We start from the raw sequence: 12,244 nt of genomic DNA, 5'->3' as shown, positions 1-12,244 counted from the left end.
CATATTTATCATTGAGTAGGGTATAACTTTGTATAAAAATTAACAGGAAGGATGATGATTTTGTCTAATAATAATTTTAAAGACGATTTCGAAAAAAATCGTCAATCAATTGATCCAACTGATCACAATGACAAATCAGACGAATCGATTGATCAAGACTCAGAACAACATGTTGATAATGCAAGCGAAAAAGCAGATGAACAATTTCCTCCAAGAAACGCACAACGCAGACAACGCAGCAGAAATACTGCTACTAATCAGTCAGAAAATGAGCAAGATACGCCACACGATGAAAAACATCATGAGCACGAAACAAGTAAGCATGAACAACGTGGAGATGAGGATAACAATCATCACGATGAAGATTCACATAGCAATGCCGAAAAAGGGGTTGCAGGCGGCGTATTAGGTGGTTCTGCCGAGGAATCTACTAAGGATGCGAAACCTTCAAAGCATGATAATGAACAGGATACGCATACAGCACAATCATCTGAAGATGGTACTGATAATTCAAACTCACAAGACGAAGAACATTCTGAAGATAAACACGCTAATAAAGGCAAAAAAGGTGCTGCCGTTGCTGGAGGAGCTGCTGCTACTGGCGCAGGCGCTTATGCTGCTAAGAAACATCATGATAATAAAGAAAATCATCATTCAAATAAAGAAGATGACACAGATAGTAAAGATAACAAAGATAATGATAAAAAAGATGCAGATGAACATTCTAGTAAATCTAAAAAAGCTGGCTTAGGTGCTGCCACAGCAGGTACTGGTGCAGCTGCCGCTGGAGGAGCCGCTGCTGCAAAAGGTAGTGGTTCTGGTGCAAATAATGGTGGCACAGGAAATAGTGGTGGCAATGGCGACGACAACAACGATAATAACGGCAAGAAAAAAGGTTTCTTAGCTAAATTGTTACCAATTTTAGCTGCATTATTAATATTAGCTGCTATCGCTATATTTGCTGGTATGGCGTTAACTGGTGGTAACCATGGCAGCGATAAATCTGACGATAATAAAACTGCGCAGAAATCAGATAAAGATTCTAATAAAGATAAAAAATCTGATAGCGATAAAGATAAAAAGTCAGATAGTGACAAAGACAAAAATGCTAGTGATGATAAAGCAAATAAAGATAATGACAACAGCGATAGTAACAGTAACGATAAATCTGATAGTGACAATGGCTCATCATCTGATAATCAATCTACTGATGATAACAACTCAAATTCAGATAGCAACAGCCAAGATCAACAGAATAGTCAAGACCAACAAGGTGATCAATCTCAACAAGATCAAAACCAAGGTCAACAAAATGGTCAATCTCAACAAAATTCTAATTCAAGCCAAAATGATTCAAGTCAAAATGATTCAAGCAATAGCAGTTCACAAAGTAATAGTCAAGGCCAACGTACACATACAGTAGAAGGTCAAAACTTATACAGAATTGCAATTCAATATTACGGTGAAGGTACACCAGAAAACGTTGAAAAAATTAGAAAAGCGAACAACATTCAAGGTAATGACATTCATAATGGACAACGCCTTGTAATTCCACAATAAAAACTAACTTATTTTAGAGGTCAATCATTTTTACAATGATTGACCTTTTTTATTTAATATCGAAACATAAAATACTAAAAATATAATTTTCAATCTGTTTAACGAGAATTTATAAATTTTCAATATCTAATGTTTGGAATTCATCACATAATTGGTATAATATATTGGTGATTAAAGGAGGCATAAACATATGCAAACGGTAGAAAGCATCATCATTGGGGGCGGACCATGTGGTCTAAGTGCTGCCATAGAACAAAAGAAAAAAGGTATTGAAACGTTAGTTATTGAAAAAGGAAATGTGGTTGACGCTATTTATAATTATCCCACACATCAAACTTTCTTTTCATCGAGCGACAAATTAAGTATCGGAGATATTCCGTTTATCGTTGAAGAAAGCAAACCTCGTAGAAATCAAGCGTTGGTATATTATAGAGAAGTCGTAAAACATCACCAATTAAATATAAATGCCTTTGAAGAAGTGCTAACAGTAAAGAAAATTGATAATCGTTTTACAATTACTACTACAAAAGATGTTTACGAATGTAGATTTTTAACAGTTGCGACAGGTTATTATGGCCAACACAATCAATTAGAAGTTGAAGGTGCCGAATTACCTAAAGTAAAACACTATTTTAAAGAGGCACATCCATACTTTAATCAAAATGTAGTCATTATAGGCGGTAAAAACTCAGCTGTCGATGCTGCACTAGAATTAGAAAAAGCTGGTGCACATGTAACTGTTATTTACCGTGGTAATGCATATCCTAAAGCAATAAAACCATGGATTTTACCAAACTTTGAATCTTTAGTACGAAACGAAAAAATAGATATGCTATTTGATACAGATATCGTTAAAATAACTGAAGATACAGTTATATATGAGCAAAATGGCCAAACATATGAAATACCAAACGACTATGTATTCGCAATGATTGGTTATCATCCAGACTATGATTTCTTACAATCAATTGGAATAGATATTAATACGAATGAATATGGTACTGCGCCTGTTTATAATAAAGAAACGTATGAAACTAATGTAGAAAATTGCTTTATCGCAGGCGTCATCGCAGCAGGTAACGATGCTAATACTATATTTATTGAAAATGGAAAATATCACGGTGGTATTATTACGCAAAGCATTCTTTCTAAAAAACAAACACCACTTGAATCATAAATAAAGAGATTGTGTCTTATTGAGACACAATCTCTTTTTATAATTGGGATTCAAAATATGTTTTTAACTGTTGAGACGATAAACTATTACTTAAACCAACTAATAATTTCAAACGTGCTTTAGGGCCATTTAATCCATTAGAAAAGATAACGCCTTTATCCGCCAACGTTACGCCTCCACCTTCATACGCATAAATAGGGCCTACGATACCATTAAAGGATCTAGATACTAGTATAATAGGTATATTTTTATTTAAACATGCTTGTAACCCTTCCAGACAAGTAGGGGGTAAATTACCTTGTCCCAATGCTTCTATAATAATGCCATCTACTTTATTTTGACTATGAAAATTTAACACATCGCTATTCATACCCATATAAGCTTTTACTAGCGGAATATTTAATTCGTGATTAATGTTAGCCAATACTTTTTTAGCGAAAGGTCTATGGTGAAATTGCACACTATTTTTAGTAATAACACCTAACGGGCCGTGATTGGGACTTTGGAAAGTATTTGTATTAGATGTATGTGTTTTAGTGACGTTACGTGCAGTATGTATTTCGTCATTAAAAACAACCATTACACCCATGTTTTCTGCTGCATTCGTAGTCGCTACTCTAATAGCAGCAATAAAATTATATAATCCGTCAGAACCTATTTCATTAGAAGAACGCATCGCACCTGTAATTACAATTGGTTTAGAAACTTTTAAAGTTAAATCAAGTAAATATGCTGTTTCTTCAAGCGTATCAGTACCATGAGTAATAACATAGCCATCATATAATTGCTCTTCTTCTGCATTGTCGATAACTTGTTTTAGATGTTGAACATCACTAATTTGCATATGTGGAGAAGGAATATTAATAGGTGTTATTTCTGTAACTTCAGCATATTGGTCAATTATTTTTGCATGTTTCGTAATTGGGTTTTCGTCGTTTGTTATTACCTTATTTGATTCATCTTGAGACATACTAATTGTCCCGCCCGTATGAATAACGAGAAGTTTTTTCATGTATACTTTCCTCCTAGTTTTAAAATACATATTTATGATAAAATATTATTCATAAAACAACAAGGAAGGGTTTCTTACAATGAAATTAATAAATATCGCTTTAGATGGTCCAGCTGCAGCAGGTAAAAGTACAATTGCTAAATTAGTTGCCGCAAAATTATCCATGATATATGTCGATACGGGCGCTATGTATCGAGCAATTACTTACAAATATTTACAAAATAATAAAGATGATGATTTTACTAACTTAATTAATAACACTACATTATCTTTAACTTATGATGCTGAAAAAGGACAACGTATCATTTTAGATGATCAAGATGTAACGGACTATCTAAGAGAAAATGATGTGACAAATCATGTATCTTATGTAGCTTCTAAAGAACAAGTACGTTCATTTGCAGTTGAAAAACAACAAGAATTAGCAAGTAAAAAAGGTATCGTCATGGATGGTCGCGACATTGGTACCGTAGTATTACCAAACGCAGATTTAAAGGTTTATATGATTGCATCTGTTGAAGAACGTGCAGAACGTAGACAAAAAGATAACGAATTAAGAGGTATTGAATCTAATATCGAACAACTTAAAGAAGAAATAGAAACACGCGATAATTATGATATGAATCGTGAAATTTCACCTTTAACAAAGGCACAAGATGCCGTTGAGCTTGATACAACAGGTAAATCAATTGAAGCTGTAACTAATGAAATTTTAGCTATGGTTGAGCAAATCAATTAATCCAAACAACCCGAGTTATTATAACTATTTAAAAATATTCACTGTTACGTTTAGTCATACTTTGATGTAGGGTATAACATAACTATCTATCAAATAAATACAATTGCGGTGGTTAAAATTTATTACGATTCAGTTGAAATTTTGTTAATTGAGATATTTAACCATTTTAAATTTTAACTATTTAAAATACCGTTCAAATTAAAGCGGTATTCCTTGACAATTTAGTGACTTTGTAAGATGTTATAATTATGTAGTGTAATAAGGAGGCAGACAAGATGACGGAAGAATTCAATGAATCAATGATTAATGACATTAAAGAAGGTGACAAAGTTACCGGCGAAGTACGTTCTATTGAAGACAAGCAAGTCATTGTAGACGTTAATGGTGGTAAGTTCAGTGGTATCATTCCAATCAGTCAATTATCTACACATCATATAGATAGCCCAAATGACGCTGTAAAAGTTGGCGATGAAATTGGTGCTTATGTGACTAAGATAGAATTAGACGAGGAAAATGAAACTGGTACTTACATTTTATCTAAACGCCAACTTGAAACAGAGAAATCTTACGAATTTTTACAACAACAATTAGACAACAATGAAACTATTGAGGCCAAAGTAACTGAGGTAGTCAAAGGTGGACTCGTCGTTGATGTTGGTCAACGTGGCTTTGTTCCAGCTTCATTAATTTCTACTGATTTCATTGAAGATTTCTCTGATTTTGAAGGACAAGTATTAAAACTTAAAGTTGAAGAACTTGATCCTGAAAATAATCGTGTCATTCTTAGTCGTAAAGCTGTAGAAGAAGTGGCAAATGCTCAGAAGAAAGACGAGTTATTACAATCACTTAATGAAGGTGATGTCATTGAAGGTAAGGTTGCTCGTTTAACTAATTTTGGTGCATTTATTGATATCGGCGGTGTAGATGGACTTGTTCACGTGTCCGAATTAGCTCACGAACATGTTAAATCACCCGAAGACGTTGTGGCTATTGGTGATACAGTTAAAGTTAAAGTTAAATCAGTAGATAAAGATAGTGAAAGGATCTCATTATCAATTAAAGATACTTTACCAAGTCCATTTGAATCTATTCAAGGTCAATTCAATGAAGGTGACGTTATCGAAGGTAAAGTTGCTCGTTTAGCTAACTTTGGTGCCTTCGTTGAAATTAAACCAGGTGTACAAGGCTTAGTACACATTTCTGAAATAAGCCATAAACATATTGGAAGTCCAGGTGAAGTATTAACACCCGGTGACGATGTAAGTGTCAAAATTCTTGGTATCGATGTAGAAAACGAACGTATTTCACTTTCTATCAAAGCTACGCTACCTAATGAAGATGTAGCTGAAAGTGATGATGCAACAACAAAAGCTTATCTCAGTTCAAACGATGAAGATGAAGACAACCCTACTTTAGGAGACGTTTTCGGAGATAAACTAAAAGATTTTAAATTTTAATTATAACTATATTTAATCTTGCCTTATTTATTAAGGCAAGATTTTTATTTATGCCAAATCTTTTACGTAATTTATAACAGCTATCAAAATATCTTTTTCTTTATGTTTGCCATATGATAAAATTATAGAGATTCAAAATAGAGAGGAAGTTAGTTTATGACTAAACCTATAGTTGCAATTGTAGGCAGGCCAAATGTTGGTAAATCTACAATTTTTAATAGAGTAGTAGGTGAACGTGTTTCCATCGTAGAAGATACGCCTGGCGTAACTAGAGACCGTATATATTCTACTGGTGAATGGTTAACACATGAATTTAATATTATTGATACAGGCGGTATCGAAATAAGTGATGCACCTTTCCAAACACAAATAAGAGCACAAGCTGAAATTGCTATTGACGAAGCCGACGTCATTGTGTTTATGGTTAATATTAGAGAAGGATTAACACAAAGTGATGAGATGGTCGCTCAATTATTATACAAATCCAAAAAACCAGTTGTTTTAGCGGTAAATAAAGTAGATAACCCTGAAATGCGCAATGAAATCTATGACTTTTATGCTCTAGGATTTGGTGAACCTTATCCAATTTCAGGTTCTCACGGACTAGGCTTAGGTGATTTATTAGATGCCGTTGTCGAACATTTCAAAGAGGAAGAAGAAGATCCATACGATGATGAAACAATTAGATTATCAATCATTGGCAGACCAAATGTAGGTAAATCAAGCTTAGTTAACGCAATATTAGGTGAAGATAGAGTGATTGTATCAAATGTCGCAGGAACAACGCGTGATGCAGTAGATACAGAATATTCTTTTGATGATCAAGATTATGTATTAATCGATACAGCTGGTATGCGTAAAAAAGGGAAAGTATATGAATCTACTGAAAAATATTCAGTATTAAGAGCACTTAAAGCGATAGAACGTTCCAATGTAGTTTTAGTCGTTATCGATGCTGAACAAGGTATCATTGAGCAAGATAAGCGTGTAGCTGGTTATGCTCATGAAGAAGGGAAAGCAATCGTAATCGTAGTAAATAAATGGGATACTGTAGAAAAAGAAACCAATACAATGAAAAAATTCAAAGACAAAGTGCGACGTGAATTCCAATTTTTAGATTATGCTGAAATTGCATTCGTTTCTGCTACAGAACGTCAGCGTTTAACGACACTATTCCCGTATATTAAACAGGCTAGTGAAAATCACAAAAAGCGCGTCCAAAGCTCTACTTTAAATGAGGTTATTACGGATGCCATTTCAATGAATCCAACGCCTACAGATAAAGGGCGCAGACTTAATGTCTTTTATGCTACCCAAGTAGCAATCGAACCACCAACGTTCATTGTTTTCGTTAATGATGTAGAACTTATGCACTTTTCTTATAAACGCTATTTAGAAAATCAAATCCGTGATGCATTCGGATTTGAAGGTACACCAGTGCATATCGTGGCTAGAAAGAGAAATTAAAACACGGAGGGGAAATCGATGACTAATATTACTGTATTTGGTACTGGAAGCTTTGGTACAGCTTTAGCAAATGTACTTGCTGAAAATGGCCATGAAGTTTTAATGTGGGGTAAAAATGAAGGTACCATCAACGAAATAAACACAAGTCATAGCAACACAAAATACTTAAAAAGTGCTCAGCTGAGCACTAAAATTATAGCTACAAACAAGCTACAAGAAGCGGTAGAGCATGCCGATATTTATTTAATCGCACTACCGACTAAAGCTATTCGCGCAGTCGTTTCAGAAATCGATCAATTTTTAGCAACGTCAAAAGTATTTATTCACGTAGCTAAAGGTATCGAAAACGGTACATTTAAACGTGTATCTGAAATGATTGAAGATTCACTAACATCTTCACACAATGGCGGCATTGGCATCTTATCTGGTCCGAGTCATGCTGAGGAAGTGGTAATTAAACAACCAACAACAGTTGCAGCATCATCTAAAAACATAGAAATAAGTAACTTAATACAAGACTTATTTATGAATGATTATTTACGCGTCTATACGAATAATGATTTAATCGGTGTTGAACTAGGTGGCGCATTAAAAAATATCATCGCTGTGGCTAGTGGTGTTATAGCAGGTATGGGCTTTGGTGATAACGCTAAAGCAGCATTGATGACTAGAGGATTAGCAGAAATTAGTAGATTAGGTGAGACATTAGGTGCTGATCCAATGACTTTCCTTGGTTTAGGCGGCATTGGTGATTTAATTGTAACTTGTACTTCTACACATTCTAGAAACTTCACATTAGGCTATAAATTAGGTGAAGGAAAATCTGTAGATGAGGCTTTAAACGAAATGAATATGGTTGTGGAAGGTATTTATACGACTGAATCTGTTTACCATTTAGCTGAAAAACATCAAGTAGATATGCCGATTACCGCTACTTTATATGGAGTTTTATTTGAAAACAAACCTGTAAGTGAAAGCGTTAAATACTTGATGGGACGCGAAAAGAAAGCAGAATAACAGTGTAAATTTACAATATAGTATCTAATTTCTCTAAATTGTGATAAAAAACCTATAATTACAACGTTTTTTGCATATAAATCATTGCAGTGTCAATAATCGTTGTGTTAAAGTCATAGCATAATGATATTAAATTATCATTATTAACCCTAGGGGAGGTGAATTTGTAATGAATAAAACAGATTTAATCAACTCAGTTGCTGATCAAGCTGATTTAACAAAAAAACAAGCAGGTTTAGCTGTTGACGCAGTATTCGAATCTATTCAAGCTTCACTTGCTAAAAGTGAAAAAGTTCAATTAATCGGATTCGGTAACTTTGAGGTACGTGAGCGTGCTGCACGTAAAGGACGTAACCCTCAAACTGGTAAAGAAATTGAAATCCCTGCAAGTAAAGTTCCAGCATTCAAAGCTGGTAAAGCACTTAAAGATGCAGTTAAATAATTCTTTACTTATTAAAAGCCCTTTTTAAAAGGGCTTTTCTTTTTGCCTTCATTCTAAAGATTACTTATTAAAATAAAGCTAAACGCTTTCATTCACTAATTAGTCAAATACTTTAATACATACATATATAATGAACTGTGTTGTTAATGTTATAATTTATATCTATGGAAAACATAATTTTATTGTAAACTTTCATTATTTCTTGTTAACTCAATCATCCTGCATTTTATTTTTTTACATATAATGTTAATATGAATATTGATTACAACGTGAGGTGTGAAGATGGAAACGACATATAGAATATTAGAAAATCAAATTACGCAACGGTTGGCTGGTATAAATAATTACGAACCAATACATATTAACCATACCTTAAGTCATTATTTAGATTCGTACCAATTGCCAATGAAAGCTAAACTAGCTTGCCTCACAATTGACACGGCTATGCGCCACTTAGATACAACTTCAGCAAATAATTTATCGAGACACTCTATTTTAATTGGCGATTTATTGAGTGCTCATTTTTATACGTTATTAGCGGAATTAAATGAACCTACATATCAAGACAAAATAAGTAAAGCAATTGTTACAGTAAATGAATTAAAATCTTCTATACAACATCAACAATTGAGCGTGGAGGAATTAGTTAATGCCATTGTGAAGATTGAAACAATTTTCCCACATATTACTGCAGATTACTTTTCTGTTAAAGTATCTTTGACAGATTTAATTAAACAACTTATTCCATCAATCGCTGAGAATCCCCCGATTTATTTAAGTAACTTTTCTCACGCTAGCTTAATTGAACTGCAAAATGAAATTGAAGCTTATTATATATAAAAGAGGTAATTAACATGACTGAAAATAAAGCTAAAAAAGAACAGGTACACACAGTATTTCAAAACATATCAAATAAATATGATCGTTTAAACAATATTATTAGCTTCGAACAACATATCATTTGGAGAAAACATACCATGAAAGAAATGAATGTTAAACTAGGAAGCAAAGCATTAGATGTATGTTGTGGCACTGCAGATTGGACTATCGCATTAAGTAAAGCTGTGGGCAACAATGGGCATGTTACTGGCGTAGATTTTAGTGAAAACATGTTAGCCGTCGGTGAAGAAAAAATTAAAGGCTACAATAATATTAAATTAGTTCATGGTGACGCAATGAATCTACCATTTGAGGATAATACTTTCGATTATGTAACAATTGGTTTTGGTTTACGTAACGTACCAGATTACCTAGCTACTTTAAAAGAATTAAACAGAGTATTAAAACCAGGTGGCATGGTTGTGTGTTTAGAAACAAGCCAACCTACAATGCCTGTATTTAAACAGTTTTATAAAATGTACTTTAAATTTGTAATGCCTATTTTCGGTAAAATATTTGCCAAATCCAAGGATGAATATGAATGGTTACAACAATCAACATTTAATTTCCCTGATAAAGAAAAATTAAGACGCTTGTTCAATCAAGCTGGTTTTAGCAATTTAAAAGTTCGTAGCTATACAGGTGGCGTTGCTGCAATGCACCTTGGCTATAAATAAATCGAAACAACCAAAGGTGATTAACGTGGCAAAGTTAAACATGAACAACGAAATCAAGAAAATTGAAAAGTACTTACAACAAGCAATAAAAAGTAATGATAAAGTTTTAGAAGAAGCTGCTTTTCACTTACTATCATCAGGGGGCAAACGCGTTAGACCTGCTTTTGTTATTCTAAGTAGCCAATTTGGTAAAGGAAATGAAAGTTATACGAATCGTGTAGCGGTCGCCTTAGAACTTATTCATATGGCCACACTAGTACATGATGATGTCATTGATAAAAGTGATACGCGCAGAGGGCGTTTAACCATTTCTAAAAAATGGGATCAACAAACGGCAATACTAACAGGAAATTTTTTACTTGCTCTAGCTTTGGAACATATTTCATACATTCCTGATCAACGTGTCCATAGTGTTATTTCAAATGCGATTATCGATGTATGTAAAGGAGAGTTATTCCAATTCCAAGATCAATTTAATAGCCAACAATCCATTACAAATTATTTACGACGCATAAATAGAAAAACAGCACTCCTTATACAGTTATCTACTGAAGTAGGTGCAATCTCATCAGGTGCAGATGAACAAACTGTTCATCGTTTAAAATTTATTGGTCATTATATTGGCATGAGTTTCCAAATCGTTGATGATATTCTAGATTTTACTAGTACAGAGAAAAAGTTAGGCAAGCCAGTAGGTAGTGACTTAATGAACGGTCACATTACTTTACCAGTATTATTAGAAATTAGAAAAAACCCTGAATTCAAGCAATATATTGCGGCTTTAACACCAAACAGCTCCAAAGAAGATTTTAAATACTGCATCGATGTTATTAGAAATTCTGATAGTATTAACGAAGCTCAAGCCGTTAGCGATAAATATTTAAACAAAGCAGTAACACTTATCAATTCGCTTAATAATAAAGAAGCCCAAACGCTGTTTAACAAATTAATTCAAAAAATGAGTAAAAGAAATGTGTAACATTTATGAAAAGCATTGAAAGCGCTTTTACATACTGTTATCATAATATTGTGTTGTTAGATATGACATACTATTTGAATATTTTTAACACAATATATTGATACATAAACACAGGGGGATTTACTCACAATGGAAAGAACATTTTTAATGATTAAACCTGACGCAGTTCAACGTAACTTAATCGGAGAAATTATTACTCGTATAGAACGCAAAGGACTAAAACTTGTCGGCGGTAAATTAATGATGGTTGATACATCTTTAGCAGAAACACATTATGCTGAACATGTAGATAAACCATTTTACAACAACTTAGTATCATTTATTACTTCTGCTCCAGTATTTGCAATGGTAGTCGAAGGGGAAGACGCTATCCACGTAGCACGTCATATTATCGGCGCAACAAATCCTTCAGAAGCCACACCAGGTACGATTAGAGGCGACTTAGGTTTAACAGTTGGCAGAAATATTATTCACGGCTCTGATTCCGTAGAAGCCGCGACTAAAGAAATCAATTTATGGTTTAATACTGACGAATTAAGTGATTACGAACAGCCACGTAATCCTTGGTTATATGAATAATAATTTTACTAATTAACTTATTTTAATATATCAGGATGACTTCGAAATGATATTTGTGTAGAAGTCATCCTTTTTATGTTTTAATAAAACGAGCGATTCATTGAGTAAAAGTTAATAATAAAATACTTTTAATTTTACTCATACACTTTAATCATGTTTTACTTAAGTTATAATAGTTAGAATATTTTCACATTATATAAAGTTTTGAAGTCACGATAAAATTGCTTAGCCATACATGAATGTCGAATGCAAATTGACT

The 12,244-nt window shown here is 33.5% G+C and carries 12 protein-coding genes; 11 read left to right on the top strand and 1 reads right to left on the bottom strand.

The window, feature by feature from the left end; genetic code table 11:
• Positions 1-54: 54 nt before the first annotated feature.
• Positions 55-1,560 (top strand): LysM peptidoglycan-binding domain-containing protein, encoded by a 1,506-nt coding sequence (locus RPL90_RS12850; protein WP_313550463.1) that lies wholly within the window; start codon positions 55-57, stop codon positions 1,558-1,560.
• A 190-nt stretch (positions 1,561-1,750) separates the two neighbouring features.
• On the top strand, positions 1,751-2,737 hold the full coding sequence (ypdA, locus tag RPL90_RS12845; RefSeq protein WP_313550416.1) for a bacillithiol disulfide reductase YpdA: 987 nt from the start codon (positions 1,751-1,753) through the stop codon (positions 2,735-2,737).
• Between the two features lie 37 nt (positions 2,738-2,774).
• Here ypdA and RPL90_RS12840 read toward each other — a convergent pair whose 3' ends face one another.
• Complete coding sequence (locus RPL90_RS12840) at positions 2,775-3,749, bottom strand: asparaginase (RefSeq protein WP_313550413.1); 975 nt, start codon at positions 3,747-3,749, stop codon at positions 2,775-2,777.
• Between the two features lie 79 nt (positions 3,750-3,828).
• On the opposite strand from RPL90_RS12840, the gene cmk reads away from it, so the two are divergent.
• From cmk to ndk, 9 genes are all read left to right on the top strand, one after another.
• Positions 3,829-4,488 carry a (d)CMP kinase gene (cmk, locus tag RPL90_RS12835; RefSeq protein ID WP_313550410.1) on the top strand — a complete coding sequence of 220 codons (660 nt, stop codon included), beginning with the start codon at positions 3,829-3,831 and terminating at the stop codon, positions 4,486-4,488.
• A 275-nt stretch (positions 4,489-4,763) separates the two neighbouring features.
• Positions 4,764-5,945 (top strand): 30S ribosomal protein S1, encoded by a 1,182-nt coding sequence (gene rpsA / locus RPL90_RS12830; protein WP_313550407.1) that lies wholly within the window; start codon positions 4,764-4,766, stop codon positions 5,943-5,945.
• Between the two features lie 156 nt (positions 5,946-6,101).
• Positions 6,102-7,412, top strand: coding sequence for a ribosome biogenesis GTPase Der (gene der / locus RPL90_RS12825; RefSeq protein WP_313550403.1), 1,311 nt, complete (start codon positions 6,102-6,104; stop codon positions 7,410-7,412).
• A gap of 18 nt (positions 7,413-7,430) precedes the next feature.
• Positions 7,431-8,429, top strand: coding sequence for an NAD(P)H-dependent glycerol-3-phosphate dehydrogenase (locus RPL90_RS12820; protein WP_313550400.1), 999 nt, complete (start codon positions 7,431-7,433; stop codon positions 8,427-8,429).
• Between the two features lie 169 nt (positions 8,430-8,598).
• Positions 8,599-8,871 (top strand): HU family DNA-binding protein, encoded by a 273-nt coding sequence (locus RPL90_RS12815; RefSeq protein ID WP_313550397.1) that lies wholly within the window; start codon positions 8,599-8,601, stop codon positions 8,869-8,871.
• 282 nt (positions 8,872-9,153) lie between these two features.
• A complete protein-coding gene (locus RPL90_RS12810; RefSeq protein WP_313550394.1) occupies positions 9,154-9,711 on the top strand; it encodes a heptaprenyl diphosphate synthase component 1 in 558 nt (185 codons plus the stop codon).
• A 14-nt stretch (positions 9,712-9,725) separates the two neighbouring features.
• A complete protein-coding gene (locus RPL90_RS12805) occupies positions 9,726-10,427 on the top strand; it encodes a demethylmenaquinone methyltransferase (RefSeq protein ID WP_313550392.1) in 702 nt (233 codons plus the stop codon).
• 25 nt (positions 10,428-10,452) lie between these two features.
• Complete coding sequence (locus RPL90_RS12800) at positions 10,453-11,406, top strand: polyprenyl synthetase family protein (protein WP_313550390.1); 954 nt, start codon at positions 10,453-10,455, stop codon at positions 11,404-11,406.
• A gap of 129 nt (positions 11,407-11,535) precedes the next feature.
• Complete coding sequence (gene ndk, locus RPL90_RS12795) at positions 11,536-11,985, top strand: nucleoside-diphosphate kinase (protein WP_313550388.1); 450 nt, start codon at positions 11,536-11,538, stop codon at positions 11,983-11,985.
• Positions 11,986-12,244: the final 259 nt, after the last annotated feature.

The organism is Staphylococcus kloosii, assembly GCF_032139365.1.
Taxonomy (GTDB): domain Bacteria; phylum Bacillota; class Bacilli; order Staphylococcales; family Staphylococcaceae; genus Staphylococcus; species Staphylococcus kloosii_A.
Note: the sequence above shows the minus strand (reverse complement) of the source record. Positions and strands in the feature narration are given on the sequence as shown.

Bases quoted from the DNA above. Each gene is read 5' to 3' on its own strand.
- RPL90_RS12850 (WP_313550463.1), top strand. From the start codon at position 55: ATGATTTTGTCTAATAATAATTTTAAAGACGATTTCGAAAAAAATCGT.
- ypdA (WP_313550416.1), top strand. From the start codon at position 1,751: ATGCAAACGGTAGAAAGCATCATCATTGGGGGCGGACCATGTGGTCTA.
- RPL90_RS12840 (WP_313550413.1), bottom strand. From the start codon at position 3,749: ATGAAAAAACTTCTCGTTATTCATACGGGCGGGACAATTAGTATGTCT.
- cmk (WP_313550410.1), top strand. From the start codon at position 3,829: ATGAAATTAATAAATATCGCTTTAGATGGTCCAGCTGCAGCAGGTAAA.
- rpsA (WP_313550407.1), top strand. From the start codon at position 4,764: ATGACGGAAGAATTCAATGAATCAATGATTAATGACATTAAAGAAGGT.
- der (WP_313550403.1), top strand. From the start codon at position 6,102: ATGACTAAACCTATAGTTGCAATTGTAGGCAGGCCAAATGTTGGTAAA.
- RPL90_RS12820 (WP_313550400.1), top strand. From the start codon at position 7,431: ATGACTAATATTACTGTATTTGGTACTGGAAGCTTTGGTACAGCTTTA.
- RPL90_RS12815 (WP_313550397.1), top strand. From the start codon at position 8,599: ATGAATAAAACAGATTTAATCAACTCAGTTGCTGATCAAGCTGATTTA.
- RPL90_RS12810 (WP_313550394.1), top strand. From the start codon at position 9,154: ATGGAAACGACATATAGAATATTAGAAAATCAAATTACGCAACGGTTG.
- RPL90_RS12805 (WP_313550392.1), top strand. From the start codon at position 9,726: ATGACTGAAAATAAAGCTAAAAAAGAACAGGTACACACAGTATTTCAA.
- ndk (WP_313550388.1), top strand. From the start codon at position 11,536: ATGGAAAGAACATTTTTAATGATTAAACCTGACGCAGTTCAACGTAAC.